The 17,713-nt window shown below is 61.1% G+C and carries 18 protein-coding genes; 13 read left to right on the top strand and 5 right to left on the bottom strand.

Features of this window, described 5'->3' with window-relative positions; translation table 11 throughout:
• Positions 1 to 48: 48 nt before the first annotated feature.
• The gene (gene pyrE / locus AC1DH9_RS05315) at positions 49 to 693 is read right to left on the bottom strand and encodes an orotate phosphoribosyltransferase (RefSeq protein ID WP_427547220.1); all 645 of its coding nucleotides are present in this window, start codon (positions 691 to 693) and stop codon (positions 49 to 51) included.
• 82 nt (positions 694 to 775) lie between these two features.
• Between pyrE and AC1DH9_RS05310 the strand changes: the two genes are divergently transcribed.
• The gene (locus AC1DH9_RS05310) at positions 776 to 1,555 is read left to right on the top strand and encodes an exodeoxyribonuclease III (RefSeq protein WP_003176915.1); all 780 of its coding nucleotides are present in this window, start codon (positions 776 to 778) and stop codon (positions 1,553 to 1,555) included.
• Positions 1,556 to 1,674: 119 nt separating this feature from the next.
• Here AC1DH9_RS05310 and AC1DH9_RS05305 read toward each other — a convergent pair whose 3' ends face one another.
• Both AC1DH9_RS05305 and rph read right to left on the bottom strand, forming a co-directional pair.
• Complete coding sequence (locus AC1DH9_RS05305; protein WP_123581097.1) at positions 1,675 to 2,043, bottom strand: DUF4870 domain-containing protein; 369 nt, start codon at positions 2,041 to 2,043, stop codon at positions 1,675 to 1,677.
• Positions 2,044 to 2,077: 34 nt separating this feature from the next.
• A complete protein-coding gene (gene rph, locus AC1DH9_RS05300; RefSeq protein WP_477807890.1) occupies positions 2,078 to 2,800 on the bottom strand; it encodes a ribonuclease PH in 723 nt (240 codons plus the stop codon).
• 270 nt (positions 2,801 to 3,070) lie between these two features.
• Here rph and AC1DH9_RS05295 point away from each other — a divergent pair, with 270 nt between their 5' ends.
• The 6 genes from AC1DH9_RS05295 (at position 3,071) to AC1DH9_RS05270 (ending at position 8,376) form a co-directional block, all read left to right on the top strand.
• Positions 3,071 to 3,934, top strand: a complete 864-nt coding sequence (locus AC1DH9_RS05295; RefSeq protein WP_427545542.1) for a YicC/YloC family endoribonuclease — start codon at positions 3,071 to 3,073, stop codon at positions 3,932 to 3,934.
• 12 nt (positions 3,935 to 3,946) lie between these two features.
• The gene (gmk, locus tag AC1DH9_RS05290; RefSeq protein WP_477807889.1) at positions 3,947 to 4,567 is read left to right on the top strand and encodes a guanylate kinase; all 621 of its coding nucleotides are present in this window, start codon (positions 3,947 to 3,949) and stop codon (positions 4,565 to 4,567) included.
• A 168-nt stretch (positions 4,568 to 4,735) separates the two neighbouring features.
• Positions 4,736 to 4,999 carry a DNA-directed RNA polymerase subunit omega gene (gene rpoZ / locus AC1DH9_RS05285; protein ID WP_003177259.1) on the top strand — a complete coding sequence of 88 codons (264 nt, stop codon included), beginning with the start codon at positions 4,736 to 4,738 and terminating at the stop codon, positions 4,997 to 4,999.
• A gap of 57 nt (positions 5,000 to 5,056) precedes the next feature.
• On the top strand, positions 5,057 to 7,162 hold the full coding sequence (gene spoT / locus AC1DH9_RS05280; protein WP_427533635.1) for a bifunctional GTP diphosphokinase/guanosine-3',5'-bis pyrophosphate 3'-pyrophosphohydrolase: 2,106 nt from the start codon (positions 5,057 to 5,059) through the stop codon (positions 7,160 to 7,162).
• Between the two features lie 37 nt (positions 7,163 to 7,199).
• Entirely contained in the window at positions 7,200 to 7,580 is a 381-nt protein-coding gene (locus AC1DH9_RS05275; RefSeq protein WP_003229509.1) for a RidA family protein, read from the top strand.
• 55 nt (positions 7,581 to 7,635) lie between these two features.
• Positions 7,636 to 8,376 (top strand): hypothetical protein, encoded by a 741-nt coding sequence (locus tag AC1DH9_RS05270; protein WP_427545539.1) that lies wholly within the window; start codon positions 7,636 to 7,638, stop codon positions 8,374 to 8,376.
• 153 nt (positions 8,377 to 8,529) lie between these two features.
• Here AC1DH9_RS05270 and AC1DH9_RS05265 read toward each other — a convergent pair whose 3' ends face one another.
• Positions 8,530 to 9,387: an NAD-dependent epimerase/dehydratase family protein gene (locus tag AC1DH9_RS05265; RefSeq protein WP_427545537.1), complete on the bottom strand. Its 858-nt coding sequence runs from the start codon at positions 9,385 to 9,387 to the stop codon at positions 8,530 to 8,532.
• A gap of 189 nt (positions 9,388 to 9,576) precedes the next feature.
• Between AC1DH9_RS05265 and exbB the strand changes: the two genes are divergently transcribed.
• The 6 genes from exbB (at position 9,577) to AC1DH9_RS05235 (ending at position 16,502) form a co-directional block, all read left to right on the top strand.
• Entirely contained in the window at positions 9,577 to 10,575 is a 999-nt protein-coding gene (gene exbB / locus AC1DH9_RS05260; RefSeq protein WP_427545535.1) for a tonB-system energizer ExbB, read from the top strand.
• Between the two features lie 6 nt (positions 10,576 to 10,581).
• Entirely contained in the window at positions 10,582 to 11,010 is a 429-nt protein-coding gene (gene exbD, locus AC1DH9_RS05255; protein ID WP_054594656.1) for a TonB system transport protein ExbD, read from the top strand.
• Positions 11,007 to 11,756, top strand: coding sequence for an energy transducer TonB family protein (locus AC1DH9_RS05250; RefSeq protein ID WP_427545533.1), 750 nt, complete (start codon positions 11,007 to 11,009; stop codon positions 11,754 to 11,756). Before exbD ends, AC1DH9_RS05250 begins: the two co-directional genes overlap by 4 nt.
• 258 nt (positions 11,757 to 12,014) lie before the next feature.
• A complete protein-coding gene (locus AC1DH9_RS05245) occupies positions 12,015 to 12,938 on the top strand; it encodes a hydrogen peroxide-inducible genes activator (protein ID WP_427545531.1) in 924 nt (307 codons plus the stop codon).
• A 9-nt stretch (positions 12,939 to 12,947) separates the two neighbouring features.
• Positions 12,948 to 15,023, top strand: a complete 2,076-nt coding sequence (recG, locus tag AC1DH9_RS05240) for an ATP-dependent DNA helicase RecG (RefSeq protein WP_477807888.1) — start codon at positions 12,948 to 12,950, stop codon at positions 15,021 to 15,023.
• A gap of 78 nt (positions 15,024 to 15,101) precedes the next feature.
• Entirely contained in the window at positions 15,102 to 16,502 is a 1,401-nt protein-coding gene (locus tag AC1DH9_RS05235; RefSeq protein ID WP_427545529.1) for an aminoacyl-tRNA deacylase and HDOD domain-containing protein, read from the top strand.
• A gap of 112 nt (positions 16,503 to 16,614) precedes the next feature.
• On the opposite strand, the gene AC1DH9_RS05230 is transcribed toward AC1DH9_RS05235, so the two are convergent.
• Positions 16,615 to 17,713 (bottom strand): NHL repeat-containing protein (locus tag AC1DH9_RS05230; RefSeq protein ID WP_477807887.1); only part of this gene is annotated, 1,099 nt, incomplete at its 5' end.

Genomic DNA, 17,713 nt, shown 5'->3' with positions numbered 1-17,713 from the left:
AAGGCCTCATCGCGAGCAGGCTCGCTCCCACAAGGGGGGGGTGTACCGTCAGACGCCGAACTGCGCGCGGTAGGCTTCAACCGCAGGCAAATGCTGCTTGAGCTGCGGATCGTCGGCGAGGAATTCCAGCACCTGATTCAGCGAAACAATGCTGATCACCGGAATACCGAAGTCACGCTCCACTTCCTGGATTGCCGACAGTTCACCGTTGCCACGCTCCTGACGGTTCAGCGCGATCAGCACGCCGGCAGCCTTGGCGCCTTCCTGGGAAGCGATGATCTGCATCACTTCACGGATTGCGGTTCCGGCGGTGATCACGTCGTCGATGATCAGCACGTCGCCGGTCAATGGCGCGCCGACCAGGCTGCCGCCTTCGCCGTGGGCCTTGGCTTCCTTGCGGTTGAAGCACCATGGCAGATCGCGGTCATGGTGCTCGGCCAATGCCACGGCGGTAGCCGCCGCCAAAGGAATGCCTTTGTACGCTGGGCCAAACAGCACGTCGAACGCAATGCCGCTCTCGACGATGGCTGCCGCGTAGAAACGACCCAGCTGCGCCAGCGCAGAACCCGAGTTGAAAAGGCCGGCATTGAAGAAGTAAGGACTGGTACGCCCGGACTTCAGGGTGAACTCACCGAAGCGCAAAACGCCGCGATCGATGGCAAAACGAATGAAGTCGCGCTGATACGCTTGCATGAAAAAAACCCCAAATACCACGGATTTAGCTAATTAGGTAGACGCCGTGTATCATACACGCACGCGATTTTTGGGGCCATTTATGCGGATCATCAGTGTGAACGTCAATGGTATTCAGGCTGCAGTCGAGCGTGGTTTGCTCAGTTGGCTGCAGGCACAGAATGCCGACGTCATCTGCCTGCAGGACACCCGCGCCTCCGCCTTTGAACTGGACGATCCAGCCTTCCAACTGGATGGCTACTTCCTTTATGCCTGCGATGCCGAAGTTCCCGCCCAAGGTGGCGTGGCTTTGTACTCGCGGTTGCAACCGAAGGCTGTCATCAGCGGTCTCGGCTTTGAGACGGCCGACCGCTACGGGCGCTACCTGCAAGCCGATTTCGACAAGGTCAGCATCGCGACCTTGCTGCTCCCTTCGGGGCAGAACGGCGATGAAGACTTGAACCAGAAGTTCAAGCTAATGGACGATTTCGCCCGTTATCTGGATAAACAGCGGCGCAAACGTCGCGAGTACATTTATTGTGGCTCGCTGTACGTGGCGCAACAGAAGCTGGATATCAAGAACTGGCGCGATAGCCAGCAATCCCCGGGCTTCCTGGCGCCAGAGCGTGCCTGGATGGACGAGATTGTCGGCAACATGGGGTATGTCGATGCCCTGCGTGAAGTCAGCCGTGAAGGCGATCAGTACAGCTGGTGGCCAGACAACGAACAGGCCGAGATGCTCAACCTGGGCTGGCGTTTCGACTACCAGCTGCTGACCCCGGGCCTGCGCCGCTTTGTCCGCAGCGCTCGCTTGCCACGTCAGCCGCGGTTCTCGCAACACGCGCCGTTGATCGTGGACTACGACTGGACGCTGACGATCTAAGCGTCATTTCGCAGCCGCAAAAAAGCCGACAGAGATGTCGGCTTTTCCATGGGCGCTGATTGACTGTCAGACCGCTATCGCGAGCAGGCTCGCTCCCACAAAGGCATCCTCACCGAGCATTACTTGATCGGTCGCCAAGTGAAGGGGTAACGGTAAGCCACGCCCTCATTCGCCTTGACGCCGCCAATGATGGTCAGCACCACCGCCGCGATCACCAGCAAGCCAAACAGCGGGATGCCGATCAATACGAACATCAGCGGGATACAGATCGTGGCTGCCACCGCCACGGTGATCTGGAAATTCAGCGCTTCCTTGCCCTGCGCGTCAATGAACGGGTCCTGCTCGCGCTTCATCTGCCACAGGATCAGCGGCCCGATCAGGCTGCCGAACGGAAACCAGTAGCCAAGAAACGCCGACAAATGACAGAACATCGCCCATTGCCTGACTTCCTGGCTCGGTGCGGGTGCGGGTAGCTGGTCGTCATTCATGGCGTTCTCCTTATCCTGGAATGAGTTCGAATACTCAGTCGGCCAACGCAGCGTTCTGCAGATCGAAAATATCGTTCATGCCTTTCTTCGCCAGCTCCAGCATCGCGTTCAGCTCTTCAGGMTGGAACGGCGCGCCTTCAGCGGTGCCCTGCACTTCGATGAAACCACCGGTGCTGGTCATCACCACGTTCAGGTCGGTCTCGGCAGCCGAGTCTTCCAGGTAGTCCAGATCCAGCACTGGCTCGCCCTGGTACATGCCCACCGACACGGCAGCAATCATCTGCTTGAGCGGATCACCGCCTTTCAGGCCGCCGCGTTTCTTGATCACTTTCAAGGCGTCGACCAGCGCAACCATGGCGCCGGTGATCGAGGCAGTACGCGTACCGCCGTCGGCCTGGATCACGTCGCAGTCAACGTACAGGGTCACATCGCCCAGCTTGGACATGTCCAGTGCAGCGCGCAGGGAACGACCGATCAGACGCTGGATCTCCAGCGTACGGCCGCCTTGCTTGCCGCGGCTCGCTTCGCGCTGGTTACGCTCGCCAGTGGCGCGCGGCAGCATGCCGTATTCGGCGGTCAGCCAGCCTTGGCCCTGCCCCTTGAGGAAGCGCGGCACACCGTTTTCGACGCTGACGGTGCAGATCACCTTGGTATCACCGAACTCGACCAGTACAGATCCCTCGGCGTGTTTGGTGTAGTTGCGGGTAATGCGGATCGAGCGGAGCTGATCGGCAGCGCGACCACTTGGACGTTTCATAGGGGAACACCTGTACGGAGGACGGAAATCTGCCGAGCATTATAGGGCGGCCGGGCGCGCCTGGGCACATCTAAAAAACCCAAGCGACGAGCGAGGGCTCTGAACCGCGCCTTGCGACGACCTGCTGCGCTTTGTCACACGCGCCATTTGGGAGCATCCGCCGCACTGCGCTACAATCCTGCGCCTTTGCAGCCTGTGGGCTTTAATTCATCTAACCAGGTCCGTTGAGCCCGTAGGGTTCGGCGCAGGCCTGAATCGCGAGGTACCTCCATGGTGCACAGCATGACCGCCTTCGCCCGCGTCGAAAAAGCCGGCAGCCAGGGCACCCTGAGCTGGGAGCTGCGCTCGGTCAACAGCCGCTACCTGGAACCGCACCTGCGCCTGCCAGAGTCCTTTCGCGACCTCGAAGGCAACGTGCGCGAAGCACTGCGTCAGGGCCTGTCGCGCGGCAAACTTGAGTGCACCCTGCGCTTCACCGAAGAAACCGCCGGCAAACCGCTGCAAGTCGACCGCGAACGCGCCGCGCAACTGGTCGCCGCCGCCGAGACCGTCGCCAGCCTGATCAACAATCCTTCAGCCCTCAACCCGCTGGAAGTGCTGGCCTGGCCTGGCGTGCTGGTTGCCGATGCAAGCGACCCGCAAGCGCTCAACGCCGAGGCGCTGGCCCTGTTCAATGAAGGCCTCAAGGAACTCAAGGCTGGCCGCGAACGCGAAGGTGCAGAGCTGGCCCGACTGATCAACGAACGCCTGACGTCCATTGAAGAAGACGTGGTGACCCTGCGCGAACTGGTTCCGCAGATGCTCGCCACCCAGCGTCAGAAGGTGCTCGACCGCTTTGCCGACATGAAGGCCGAGCTCGACCCGCAGCGCCTGGAACAGGAAATGGTCATGCTCGCGCAAAAAAGCGACGTCGCCGAAGAACTGGACCGCCTGAGCACCCACATCATTGAAGTTCGCCGCGTGCTCAAGTCCGGCGGCGCTGCCGGTCGGCGCCTCGACTTCCTGATGCAGGAGCTCAACCGCGAAGCCAATACACTGGGCTCCAAAGCCTTCGACCCGCGCAGCACCCAGGCTGCGGTCAACCTCAAAGTGTTGATCGAGCAGATGCGCGAACAAGTGCAGAACATTGAGTAAGGCTACCCTGACATGACCCACAGCACTGGCACCCTGTACATCATTTCCGCCCCGTCCGGCGCTGGCAAAACCAGCCTGGTCAAGGRCCTGATCAACGATCTTCCACAGATCCGGCTTTCGATCTCGCACACCACCCGCGCCATGCGCCAGGGCGAAGTGGACGGGGTGAACTACCACTTTGTCGACCGCGCCCAGTTCGTGAAGATGATCGAGCACGGCGACTTCCTGGAGCGCGCCGAAGTGTTCGGCAACCTCTATGGCACTTCGCAAAGCCACCTGCAGCAGACCCTGGATGAAGGCCACGACCTGATCCTGGAAATCGACTGGCAAGGCGCCGAGCAGGTGCGCAAGTTGATGCCGCAAGCGCGCTCGATCTTCATTCTGCCGCCCTCCCAGGAGGCCTTGCGCCAACGCCTGCACGGCCGTGGCCAGGACAGCCACGAGATCATTGAAGGCCGGATGCGTGAAGCGGTCAGCGAGATGAGCCACTACGTCGACTACGACTACCTGATCATCAACGATGATTTCAACCAGGCGCTGGAAGACCTGAAAGCGATTTTCCGCGCCAATCAGCTGCATCAGAAACGTCAGCAACAGCGTTTCGGTAAATTACTTGCCGAATTGCTGGGCTGAATCAGCTCTTCCCAAAACCGCTGCAAGGGCTTTACATTGGTACTTGCAGCGCGCTGAAGGGCTTGGTTAAAAAATCAGCGCTTCCCTAATCGCTGGTGATTTTTTAAACTGTTGAGTCCGCTCGCCCAACCGGGCAGCGCGCATATTGCATTCGCTCCGAGGAATACCATGGCCCGCGTAACCGTTGAAGACTGCCTAGAACACGTGGAAAACCGCTTTGAGCTGGTCATGCTCTCTACCAAGCGTGCCCGTCAACTGGCCACCGGCGGCAAAGAGCCTCTGGTCCAGTGGGAAAACGACAAACCTACCGTTGTGGCCCTGCGTGAAATCGCTGAAGGCCTGATGAGCTACGAGTTCATCGCCAATGCTGAAATCGTCGAAGACGAACCGCTGTTCGCAGCGTTCGAGGACGAGTCCAACGAGGCCGTCTAAGTCCATGCCTGGTCGACGTAGTACGGCGCGGGGTCACAGCCATCGGCAGGAGTCATCATGCCGAGCATAGACGCCCTCGCCGAACGCTTATCGACCTACCTCGGCACCGACCAGGTCAACCTGGTCCGCCGAGCGTACTTCTACGCCGAACAAGCCCACGACGGCCAGCGCCGCCGCAGCGGCGAAGCGTACGTCACGCACCCGTTAGCGGTCGCGAACATTCTTGCCGACATGCACATGGACCATCAGAGCTTGATGGCCGCGATGCTGCATGACGTGATCGAAGACACCGGCATCGCCAAGGAAGCGCTCTCTGCGCAGTTTGGCGAAACCGTGGCCGAATTGGTCGACGGGGTCAGCAAACTGACCCAGATGAACTTCGAGACCAAAGCCGAAGCCCAAGCCGAAAACTTCCAGAAAATGGCCATGGCCATGGCGCGCGACATTCGCGTGATCCTGGTGAAACTGGCCGACCGCCTGCACAACATGCGCACGCTGGAAGTCCTGTCCGGTGAAAAGCGCCGGCGGATCGCCAAGGAAACCCTGGAAATCTACGCGCCCATCGCCAACCGGCTGGGCATGCACGCCATCCGCGTAGAGTTCGAAGACCTGGGCTTCAAGGCCATGCACCCGATGCGTTCCGCGCGGATCTACCAGGCGGTCAAACGCGCCCGGGGCAACCGCAAGGAAATCGTCAACAAGATCGAAGAGTCCCTTAGCCACTGCCTGGCCATCGACGGCATTCAGGGCGAGGTCAGCGGTCGCCAGAAACACCTCTACGGCATCTACACGAAAATGCGCGGCAAGCGCCGGGCTTTCAACGAGATCATGGACGTCTACGCGTTCCGGATCATCGTCGACAAGGTCGATACCTGCTACCGCGTGCTCGGTGCCGTGCATAATTTGTACAAACCGTTGCCAGGGCGCTTCAAGGATTACATCGCGATTCCCAAGGCCAACGGCTATCAGTCGCTGCACACCACGCTCTTCGGCATGCACGGCGTACCGATCGAAATCCAGATCCGTACCCGTGAAATGGAAGAGATGGCCAACAACGGCATCGCTGCCCATTGGCTGTACAAATCCACTGGCGACGAGCAGCCAAAAGGTACTCACGCCCGCGCCCGCCAGTGGGTCAAGGGCGTACTGGAAATGCAGCAACGCGCCGGCAACTCGCTGGAATTCATTGAAAGCGTGAAGATCGACCTGTTCCCGGACGAGGTCTACGTGTTCACGCCAAAAGGCCGGATCATGGAGCTGCCAAAAGGCTCCACGGCGGTCGACTTCGCTTACGCGGTGCACACCGACGTCGGCAACAGCTGCATCGCCTGCCGGATCAACCGTCGCCTGGCGCCGCTGTCCGAACCGCTGCAAAGCGGCTCGACGGTCGAGATCGTCAGCGCTCCGGGTGCACGCCCGAACCCGGCGTGGCTCAACTTCGTGGTCACCGGCAAGGCCCGCACGCATATTCGTCACGCGCTGAAACTGCAGCGCCGCTCCGAGTCCATCAGCTTGGGCGAACGCCTGCTGAACAAGGTGCTCAACGGTTTCAACAGCTCACTGGAAAAAGTCCCGGCCGAGCGCATCAAGGCGATGCTCAACGAATACCGCCTCGAACTGATCGAAGACCTGCTCGAAGACATCGGCCTGGGCAATCGCATGGCCTATGTCGTCGCCCGCCGCCTGCTCGGCGAAGGCGAACAGTTGCCAAGCCCGGAAGGTCCGCTGGCGATTCGCGGTACCGAAGGCCTGGTGCTCAGTTACGCCAAGTGCTGCACGCCGATCCCGGGCGACCCGATTGTCGGCCACCTGTCCGCCGGCAAAGGCATGGTCGTGCACCTGGACAACTGCCGCAACATCAGCGAAATCCGCCACAACCCGGAAAAATGCATCCAGCTCTCGTGGGCCAAGGATGTCACCGGCGAATTCAATGTCGAACTGCGCGTCGAGCTGGAACACCAGCGCGGCCTGATTGCCCTGTTGGCCAGCAGCGTCAACGCTGCGGACGGCAACATCGAAAAAATCAGCATGGACGAACGCGACGGTCGTATCAGCGTGGTCCAACTGGTGGTCAGCGTGCACGACCGTGTACACCTGGCCCGCGTGATCAAGAAACTGCGCGCCTTGACCGGGGTGATTCGCATCACCCGCATGCGTGCCTAGCTCGTCCATACAGCCCCCCAATTACAAGGAGTCATACATGACCAAGACTGTTATCACCAGCGACAAGGCCCCGGCCGCCATCGGTACTTACTCCCAGGCGATCAAGGCTGGCAACACCGTCTACATGTCCGGCCAGATCCCGCTCGATCCAAAAACCATGGAACTGGTCGAAGGCTTCGAAGCCCAGACCGTCCAGGTGTTCGAGAACCTCAAAGCCGTGGCTGAAGCCGCTGGCGGTTCGTTCAAGGACATCGTCAAACTGAACATCTTCCTCACCGACCTGAGCCACTTCGCCAAGGTCAACGAGATCATGGGCAAATACTTCGACCAGCCTTACCCAGCGCGCGCCGCCATCGGCGTGGCAGCCCTGCCAAAGGGTTCGCAGGTTGAAATGGATGCCATCCTGGTCATCGAGTAATACGCACGGCGCAGCCTCCCAGGCTGCGCCGACTTCGTTCTGTAAGGATCTCCTCATGCGCAAAGCGCTAGCTCTCTCGTTGCTCGCGGCGTTTCTCGGTGGCTGTGCCAGCAACCCTGCCGACCGTGACATCAGTGGCACCTGGATCAACCAGTCGGCAATCGATGCGGCGGCCAAGGGCGGCCCGCTGCGCGAAGCACTGCAAGCCTATGGCCCGAACCTGGAGTGGGACGTCAACACCAAGGCCGGCCAGGCGCGCTACACAAACGGTTTCGAGAACGTCGAAGGTAAAATGCTCGGCGGCAAATCCGATGCCTGGAAAGTCGAGTTTTATGGCAGCGCTGCCACCGAATTGAAGCGCGACGGCAAACAGTTGCACCAGGTGGCCAACGAYAACGAGCCCGAGCAACTGTTTGACCGCGCCAAAGACATCGCCCCCGAAGGCGCGCCGATTGGCGCCAGCTTCGAGCGCGCGCTGTACTCAGCGTACCTGGGCGGTAGCTGGAAGATCGTCAACGGTCCGGGCGAAGGCAGCACCGTGCAGTTCCAGGCCGATGGCGCCGTTCAAGGCCTGCCCGGCGCTGACCGCTACGCGCTGTGCCTGGCGGGCGACTGCGCCTCCATGAGCGGCGGCCACGACACGGTCTGGCTGCAACTGAGCGGCCAGGGCAACCCGTGGATCTTCACCCGCAACGGCAAACAGATGGAGATATTCCAGGCAGTCAATGGCGCCCAGGCGGACGAAGTCCCTTCGTTCACCCCTGGCAATCGCCAATGGACACTGGAAAAACAGTGATCCTGCTTTAGGATCACCAAAGAACCAATGTGGGAAGGGCCGGGCGACGTTCGCCTGCTCGCGATGACGGTGTAACAGTCAGCATTAATGCTGAATGTTATGGCCTAATCGCGAGCAGGCTCGCTCCCACAGTTGTTTTGGGGTGCTTGAAAGTCAGCTGCGGCCTTCAATAATCGCTGCATACCCTTCACGAAAGCTCGGATAGCGCGGTGTCCAGCCCAGCGCTTTGGCGCGGGCGTTGCTGCAACGCTTACTGCCCGTACGGCGCACGCTGGCATCCTCCGACCATTCGGTTACCCCAAGGTACTCGCGTAACCAACCCACCACCTCCGCCAACGGCGCGGGCGCGTCGTCGACGCCGATATAGCAGTCATCCAGCGCCTCGTCGCGCTCGGCACGCAGCAACAGGAACGCCAACAACCCGGCTGCGTCATCCACATGAATCCGGTTGGCATACAGCGGTGGATCAACCGCGACGCGATAGCCCTGCCGCACCTGACTCAACAGCCACTCACGACCCGGGCCGTAAATCCCGGTCAAGCGCACCAGACTCGCAGGAGTGCCACTGTTTAATGCGATCTGCTCGGCTTCCAGCATCACTCGTCCGGAATAGCCGGCCGCTTGAGTCGGCGACATTTCATCGATCCATTCACCGTTCTGCTGCCCGTACACGCTACTGCTGGAGACAAACAGCAAGCGCTTCGGTGCCTGACCGTAGTCGTTCAGCCATTCCAGCACATGCTGCAAGCCCTGGACATAAGCGGCGCGGTAACCGGCTTCATCGTGATCGGTRGCAGCCGCGCAATACACCAGGTAATCCACCGCACCGACGGGCCAGGTCGCCGGGCAGTCTTTATTGAACAAGTCGCCAGCAACGCCAATAACGCCCTCGGGCAGGCGCGAGATGTCACGCCGCAAGCCATGAACCTCCCACCCCGAGGCCAACAGTTGAGTGGCCAGACGGCCGCCAACATCGCCACAACCGGCGATTAAAACAGAAGGCGCGGACATCAAAAATCTCCCATCAGAAAGGTACAGGCTAGCCTTGGTATTGGACACGCGGCTAGCAATCAAAGAAAAAAAGAGACTCTATTACTTTTGTTAACAAGAATTACTTGCAATAATGCCCGCCACTTTTGTTCTCGGCCCGCGAGGCCTGGAAGGACATTAAACCCTCTTTTTCTCTCAGGTCCGGCCAGCATGACACGTAATTCACTCTCCGCTTCGCCAACCACACTTGCTCGTCCCACTCGCGCCCTGAGCGCGGTCGCCGCGCTGCTGTTCAGCTTGCTGCTGGCCCCGACCGCTACCTTCGCCGTCGAGCCCACCGTCGCCACCCCACCGGCTGCAGCAGCGTCCGCGCCAGTCGCTGCTGATCATGCTGATCACGCCGCCCCGGTCGTGGCACCCGTCGCCGCCGACCCGGCACTGGCCGCCGAAGGCGCTGCCGCTGACGCACCTGAAGTCCTCGAAGCCGACAACTCCCTGGGCATGGCCCACGACCTGTCACCGTGGGGCATGTACCAGAACGCCGACATCATCGTGAAAATCGTGATGATTGGCCTGGCCATCGCCTCGATCATCACCTGGACTCTCTGGATCGCCAAGGGCCTTGAGCTGCTGGGCGCCAAGCGTCGTCTGCGCGGTGAAATCGCCAGCCTGAAAAAAGCCACCACCCTTAAAGAAGCCAGCGCCAGTGCGGCCAAGGAAGGCACCCTCGCCAACCTGCTGGTCCACGACGCCCTCGAAGAAATGCGCCTCTCGGCCAACAGCCGTGAAAAAGAAGGCATCAAGGAACGCGTCAGCTTCCGCCTCGAGCGTCTGGTGGCCGCCTGCGGTCGCAACATGAGCAGCGGCACCGGCGTGCTGGCCACCATCGGTTCCACCGCGCCGTTCGTGGGGCTGTTCGGCACCGTGTGGGGCATCATGAACAGCTTCATCGGTATCGCCAAAACCCAGACCACCAACCTCGCCGTCGTCGCCCCCGGCATCGCCGAAGCCCTGCTGGCCACTGCGCTGGGCCTGGTGGCCGCGATTCCTGCGGTGGTCATCTACAACGTCTTCGCACGCTCCATCGCCGGGTACAAGGCCCAGGTGTCCGACGCTTCGGCGCAGGTCCTGCTGCTGGTCAGCCGCGACCTCGACCACCTGCCGCCCGAGCGCATCCCTTCGCAACCGCACATGGTCAAAGTAGGGTAATCCGCCATGGGCTTGCATTTAAAGGAAGGCGCGGACGACGATCTCGCCGAGAACCACGAAATCAACGTCACGCCGTTCATCGACGTGATGCTAGTGCTGCTGATCATCTTCATGGTCGCCGCCCCGCTGGCCACCGTGGACATCAAGGTTGATCTCCCCGCCTCGACCGCCAAACCGGCGCCGCGGCCAGAGAAACCGGTGTTCCTCAGCGTCAAGGCCGACCAACGCCTGTACCTGGGCGAAGACGAAGTCAACGCCGAAACCCTCGGCGCGACCCTCGATGCGCGAACCCACGGCAAGAAGGACACGACCATCTTCTTCCAGGCCGATAAAGGCGTGGACTACGGCGACCTGATGCACGTGATGGATGCCCTGCGGGCGGCCGGCTACCTGAAAGTCGGCCTGGTCGGACTTGAGACGGCAGCCAAAAAATGATCACGACGCGCCAAAAGCTGACGCGTTACGGCGCTAGCCTGGTCGTGGTGCTGGGCGTCCATGCGGTCGCGATTCTGCTCGCGCTCAACTGGAAGTCCTCACCGCCCGTCGAGCTGCCGCCGATGGCGATGATGGTCGAGTTGGCGCCGCTTCCGGCACCGCCACCACCCGCACCGCCCAAGGTCGTCACGCCGCCGCAGCCACCGACCCCGGTCGAAGAACTGCCACTGCCGAAACTGGCGGAAGCGCCAAAGCCGACGATCTCGGTGCCCAAGCCGGTCAAACCCAAGCCCAAGCCTCAACCGCCCAAGCCGGTGGAGAAAAAGCCCGAGCCGCCGAAAGAAAAACCGGCCGAGGAAAAACCCAGCGACACACCGCCGACCAACACTCCGACGGAGAAATCCGCGCAACCTGCCCCAGGCCCATCGCCAGCGCAGACTGCGGCCAAGGAAAGTTGGCAAGGCACGCTGCTGGCGCACCTGGCCAAGTACAAGAAGTACCCGCCGGCCGCCCAATCGCGCGGCAAGGAAGGCTTGAACCGTCTGCGCTTCGTGGTCGACGCTCAAGGCAACGTGCTGTCTTACGAGTTGGTCGGTCGCTCCGGCAACGCCGATCTGGACCGGGCCACCCTGGAAATGATCCGCCGCGCCCAGCCGCTGCCCAAGCCACCGGCCGACATGCTGAAGAACGGCTCGATCGAAATCGTCGCGCCGTTTGTGTACTCCCTGGAAAAAGGCCGCCGTTAAAACGCGTTGCCCCCTGTGGGAGCGAGCCTGCTCGCGATGATGGCAGTCCATCCAACATCAATGTTGACTGGTCCATAGCTATCGCGAGCAGGCTCGCTCCCACAGATCTTTGCAATCAAAAGGCACCGAAAGGTGCCTTTTGCATATCTGCCAGCGCCAAACAGGCATTGCCCAGTGTCGCGCTCCGCCCTCTGTCTGATAACGTGCGTCTATCGATTGCAGCCGGTATGCTTGGCCGCATCATCATGGACGCCCGCTATGACCCTCACAGAATTACGCTACATCGTTACCCTCGCCCAAGAGCAGCACTTCGGCCACGCAGCCGAGCGTTGCCACGTCAGTCAGCCGACGCTGTCGGTGGGCGTGAAAAAACTTGAAGACGAACTCGGTGTGCTGATTTTCGAGCGCAGCAAAAGCGCGGTGCGCCTGACCCCGGTCGGCGAAGGCATCGTCGCCCAGGCCCAGAAAGTCCTTGAACAAGCCCAAGGCATTCGCGAACTGGCCCAGGCCGGCAAAAACCAGCTGACCGCCCCGCTGAAAGTCGGCGCGATCTACACCGTCGGCCCGTACCTGTTCCCGCACCTGATTCCACAACTGCACCGGGTTGCCCCGCAGATGCCGTTGTACATCGAAGAAAACTTCACCCACGTGCTGCGCGACAAACTGCGCAACGGCGAACTCGACGCGATCATCATCGCCCTGCCGTTCAACGAAGCCGACGTGCTGACCCTGCAACTCTACGACGAGCCGTTCTACGTCCTGATGCCGGCCCAGCACCCGTGGACCGAAAAAGAATCCATCGACGCCGGCCTGCTCAACGACAAGAGCCTGCTGCTGCTCGGCGAAGGCCACTGCTTCCGCGACCAAGTGCTCGAAGCCTGCCCGACCCTGGCCAAAGGCAACGATGGCGCCAAACACACCACGGTCGAATCCAGCTCGCTGGAAACCATTCGGCACATGGTCGCTTCCGGCCTGGGCATCTCGATCCTGCCGCTCTCGGCCGTCGACAGTCACCACTACTCACCCGGCGTGCTCGAAGTGCGTCCACTGTCGCCGCCAGTGCCGTTCCGCACCGTGGCCATCGCCTGGCGCGCCAGCTTCCCGCGGCCCAAAGCGATTGAAATCCTCGCTGACTCGATCCGCCTGTGCTCGGTGGCCAAGTCGCCAGCGGTTGCGGGGTAAGCAGTAGCAATGGCTGAGCTGTCGCAAGTCTCGGTCACGGCACTCAAGGGTGTCGGCGAAGCCATGGCCGAAAAACTCGCCAAGGTCGGCCTGGAAAACCTCCAGGACGTACTGTTCCACCTGCCGCTGCGTTACCAGGATCGCACCCGCGTGGTGCCGATCGGCCACTTGCGGCCGGGTCAGGACGCGGTGATAGAAGGCACCGTCAGCGGCGCCGACGTAGTGATGGGCCGGCGCCGCAGCCTGGTCGTGCGCCTGCAGGACGGTACTGGCGGGCTCAGCCTGCGCTTCTACCATTTCAGCAACGCGCAAAAGGAAGGCCTGAAACGCGGCACCCGCGTGCGTTGCTACGGCGAGGCCAGGCCCGGCGCGTCGGGGCTGGAAATCTACCACCCGGAATACCGCGCCATCACCGGCGACGAACCGCCGCCGGTGGATGAAACCCTGACGCCGGTCTACCCGCTCACCGAAGGCCTGACCCAACAGCGTCTGCGCCAACTGTGCATGCAAACCCTGACCTTGYTCGGCCCCAGCAGCCTGCCTGACTGGCTGCCGCAAGAGTTGGCGCGGGACTACCAACTGGCGCCGCTGGCCGACGCGATCCGCTACCTGCATCACCCGCCAGCGGACGCCGATGTCGACGAACTCGCCCTCGGTCATCACTGGGCGCAGCACCGTCTGGCCTTTGAAGAACTGCTGACCCATCAGCTGTCGCAACAACGCCTGCGTGAAAGCATGCGCGCGCTGCGGGCGCCGGCCATGCCCAAAGCCACCCGGCTGCCGGCCCAGTACCTGGCCAACCTTGGCTTCCCACCGACCGGCGCGCAGCAACGGGTGGGCAATGAAATCGCCTACGACATGAGCCAGCACGAGCCGATGCTGCGGCTGATTCAGGGCGACGTCGGCGCCGGTAAAACCGTGGTCGCCGCCCTCGCCGCCTTGCAAGCGCTGGAAGCCGGTTATCAAGTGGCGCTGATGGCGCCCACCGAAATCCTCGCCGAACAGCACTTCATCACTTTCAAGCGCTGGCTCGAACCGCTGGGCCTGGAAGTCGCCTGGCTGGCCGGCAAGCTCAAGGGCAAGAACCGCGTCGCCGCGCTAGAACAAATCGCCAGCGGCACGCCGATGGTGGTCGGCACTCACGCCTTGTTCCAGGACGAAGTGCAGTTCAAGAACCTCGCGCTGGTGATCATTGACGAACAGCACCGCTTCGGCGTCCAGCAACGCTTGGCGCTGCGGCAGAAAGGCGTTGGCGGGCGGATGTGTCCGCATCAGCTGATCATGACCGCCACGCCGATTCCACGCACCTTGGCGATGAGCGCCTACGCCGACCTCGACACCTCGATCCTCGACGAACTGCCGCCCGGTCGAACCCCGGTCAACACCGTGCTGGTCACCGACACGCGCCGGGTTGAAGTCATCGAGCGAGTGCGCGCCGCGTGCGCCGAAGGGCGGCAGGCGTATTGGGTGTGCACGCTGATCGAAGAATCGGAAGAGCTCACCTGCCAGGCCGCCGAAACCACCTATGAAGACCTCACCGCCGCCCTCGGCGAGTTGAAGGTCGGCCTGATTCACGGGCGCATGAAGCCGGCGGAAAAAGCCGACGTCATGGCCCAGTTCAAGGCCGGCGCGTTGCAGTTGCTGGTGGCGACCACGGTGATCGAAGTCGGCGTCGATGTGCCCAACGCCAGCCTGATGATCATCGAAAACACGGAACGCCTCGGCCTGGCGCAACTGCACCAGTTACGCGGTCGCGTCGGTCGGGGCAGCGCCGCCAGTCACTGCGTGCTGCTCTACCATCCGCCGCTCTCGCAGATCGGCCGGCAACGCCTCGGTATCATGCGTGAAACCAACGACGGTTTTGTGATCGCCGAGAAAGACCTCGAACTGCGCGGTCCCGGCGAAATGCTCGGCACCCGCCAAACCGGCCTGCTGCAATTCAAGGTCGCCGACCTGATGCGCGACGCCGACCTGCTGCCGGCCGTGCGCGACGCGGCCCAGGCATTGCTGGAGCGTTGGCCGCATCACGTCGGCCCGTTGCTCGACCGCTGGCTACGCCATGGGCAGCAATACGGCCAAGTGTGAGCAGTGTCTCAGTTTCTGGGCGATGGTTTTAAACAAGCTGGTTATACTCCTGCAATTGTTTGAAAACGGACACACACCATGACCGAAGTTGCCCTCGCACCCGAAGCCCCGCACGCTCCGTCTGTTATCCGGCTGCTGCTCGGCAAGTTGGGCATCAGCTACGCCGAAGTGCTCGATCGCCCGGGCCTCAACCCCGCTCGCAAAGTACAAGCGGTGTTGGTCGACGATGCTGTCGGCGCGCTCATGGTGCTGTTCCCGCAGAGCCAGTTGCTGGACCTCAACCGTCTCGCCGAACTTACCGGCCGCCGGCTCACCGCCGTGCCGACCGAGCGCCTGGAGCGCATGCTCGGCAAACACAACCTGAGCTTTCTGCCCGGCCTGCCGGCGCTCACCAGCTCGCCGTGCCTGTACGAAGAAAGCCTGCTGCGCGAACCACTGTTGCTGATCAACTCGGGTGAGCCGGGCGTGCTGCTGGAAATCACCAGCGAAGACTTCAAGAGCATGCTGACCAAGGCCAGCGCCGCGAACTTCGGCGAAGCCCTGAGCCGCATCCGCCCGAACCTCGACCGCCCCGACGATGACCGCGAGGAAATCACCCAGGCGGTGCAGGCCTTCACGGCGCGACGCATCCAGCAACGCCTGGAAGCGACCATCGAGATTCCGCCACTGGCCGAAACTGCGCAAAAAATCATCAAGCTGCGGGTCGACCCCAACGCCACCATCGACGACATCACCGGCGTCGTCGAAACCGACCCGGCGCTGGCCGCGCAAGTGGTGAGCTGGGCGGCGTCGCCGTACTACGCGTCGCCGGGCAAGATTCGTTCAGTGGAAGACGCGATCGTCCGCGTGCTGGGTTTCGATCTGGTGATCAACCTGGCACTGGGCCTGGCCCTGGGCAAAACCCTGAGCCTGCCCAAGGACCACCCGCAACACACCACGCCGTACTGGCACCAATCGATCTACACCGCCGCCGTCATCGAAGGCCTGACCCGCGCCATGCCGCGCGCCCAGCGTCCGGAAGCTGGCCTGACCTACCTCGCCGGCCTGCTGCACAACTTTGGCTACTTGCTGCTGGCCCACGTCTTCCCGCCGCACTTCTCGCTGATCTGCCGCCACCTGGAGGTCAACCCGCACCTGTGCCACAGCTTTGTCGAGCAACACCTGCTGGGCATCAGCCGCGAACAGATCGGCGCGTGGCTGATGCGCTACTGGGACATGCCGGATGAACTGTCCACCGCGCTGCGCTTCCAGCACGACCCGAGCTACGACGGCGACTACGCCGAGTACCCGAACCTCGTCTGCCTGGCCGTGCGCCTGCTGCGCAGCCGTGGCATCGGCTCCGGCCCCGACGAAGAAATCCCCGATGCCCTGCTCGACCGCGTCGGCCTGACCCGCGACAAAGCCAACGACGTCGTCAGCAAAGTCCTCGAAGCCGAAGTGCTGCTGCGCGAACTGGCGTCGCAATTCACCCAGCCTTAAAAGCCTCGCTCCCACAGGATTAAAGTATCCCTGTGGGAGCGGACTTGCCCGCGAAGAATCCAACTCGGCCTGATGGACCAGACCATAGCTTCATACAAGCACTTCGCAGCAGTCAGCCTAAATAACGCACTATGATTCCCCGGTCCTGAAGGGTGTCATTATATCCACAAACAACGATTCGGTTATCTGTCGTCAATGCGCTGCCATTGGAGATATAACCTTTGAAGATACTCCAGCCTCCCCCTCCATAAGTCGTGTCCAGAGAACCACCAGGAAGGAAGCGTGCCGTTAGGATCGAGTAAAGTTCCTCGCTACTCGCACGGTAGCCCAAGCCGGTAACCATTATTTTTCCATCCGCCTGAAACCCGAGCCATGCCCAGGACAACTCCATGAAATCAGAAATCAATGGCTGGCCATTGTTGAAATCTGGACTTAGGCGTCCACTGAGGTTAAGGGCAACAAGCATGCCACTGAATTTGCTTTCGTCAAGGAAGCCAGCTACAAGTGTTCCGCCATTGGTTGCCAGTTTCATCGAATAAAAGGAAGCTCGTCCCTTGTCACCGGAAAAGCTTGCAACACCACGGTTACCGTATTGATCATCCAGTTTGCCATTGTGGTCATAGCGGATGACAAACGCTGCAAGGTGCCCTCTCTCATTCAAATTGTAATCACCACAGACCAGCACYTTTCCATCAGGCTGAATCAACACATCACGCGGACGATTAGCCTGCTCCGATACGCCCGGAATCTCGATATTCAAAAAACCCGTTTGGTTAAAAGTCGTATCCGTCGAACCATTTGGATTAAGTCGCAGCACAATACCGGTCGGCAAATATGCAACCCCCCGATTGATGACCAAAATGATTTTTCCATCTTGAGCGACTGCGGCTTTAACCACAACTTTAGGAATACCGTCAAATGCCGTAGTTTCCGGACCACTCAAGTCAGCGGTATTGAAAATTCGCATGCCCGTTTGGTTGAAGTCGGTATTCAACTCTCCATTACTGCGAAGCCTGATAACCGCCATGCGCGCCGGATAACTAACAAAGCCTGCTCCCCCAGAAACCAGCCAACCACCATCGTCCAGTTGGCATAGATGGTTCGGCATAAACCGCTCCGGCGCCACCAATAATGGCAAATCAACAACGCCACCGAAGCCAAATGTATTATCGAGCGTCCCATCCTCATTCAGCCTCGCCACCTTGGCCGCC

The organism is Pseudomonas sp. 05T35 (assembly GCF_056396605.1).
Note: the sequence above shows the minus strand (reverse complement) of the source record. Positions and strands in the feature narration are given on the sequence as shown.

Coding starts and splice junctions, on each gene's coding strand:
- AC1DH9_RS05295 (WP_427545542.1), top strand. CDS start 3,071: ATGGTGCACAGCATGACCGCCTTCGCCCGCGTCGAAAAAGCCGGCAGC.
- AC1DH9_RS05245 (WP_427545531.1), top strand. CDS start 12,015: ATGACCCTCACAGAATTACGCTACATCGTTACCCTCGCCCAAGAGCAG.
- AC1DH9_RS05275 (WP_003229509.1), top strand. CDS start 7,200: ATGACCAAGACTGTTATCACCAGCGACAAGGCCCCGGCCGCCATCGGT.
- pyrE (WP_427547220.1), bottom strand. CDS start 693: ATGCAAGCGTATCAGCGCGACTTCATTCGTTTTGCCATCGATCGCGGC.
- rpoZ (WP_003177259.1), top strand. CDS start 4,736: ATGGCCCGCGTAACCGTTGAAGACTGCCTAGAACACGTGGAAAACCGC.
- AC1DH9_RS05305 (WP_123581097.1), bottom strand. CDS start 2,043: ATGAATGACGACCAGCTACCCGCACCCGCACCGAGCCAGGAAGTCAGG.
- spoT (WP_427533635.1), top strand. CDS start 5,057: ATGCCGAGCATAGACGCCCTCGCCGAACGCTTATCGACCTACCTCGGC.
- exbD (WP_054594656.1), top strand. CDS start 10,582: ATGGGCTTGCATTTAAAGGAAGGCGCGGACGACGATCTCGCCGAGAAC.
- AC1DH9_RS05250 (WP_427545533.1), top strand. CDS start 11,007: ATGATCACGACGCGCCAAAAGCTGACGCGTTACGGCGCTAGCCTGGTC.
- AC1DH9_RS05310 (WP_003176915.1), top strand. CDS start 776: ATGCGGATCATCAGTGTGAACGTCAATGGTATTCAGGCTGCAGTCGAG.
- AC1DH9_RS05235 (WP_427545529.1), top strand. CDS start 15,102: ATGACCGAAGTTGCCCTCGCACCCGAAGCCCCGCACGCTCCGTCTGTT.
- exbB (WP_427545535.1), top strand. CDS start 9,577: ATGACACGTAATTCACTCTCCGCTTCGCCAACCACACTTGCTCGTCCC.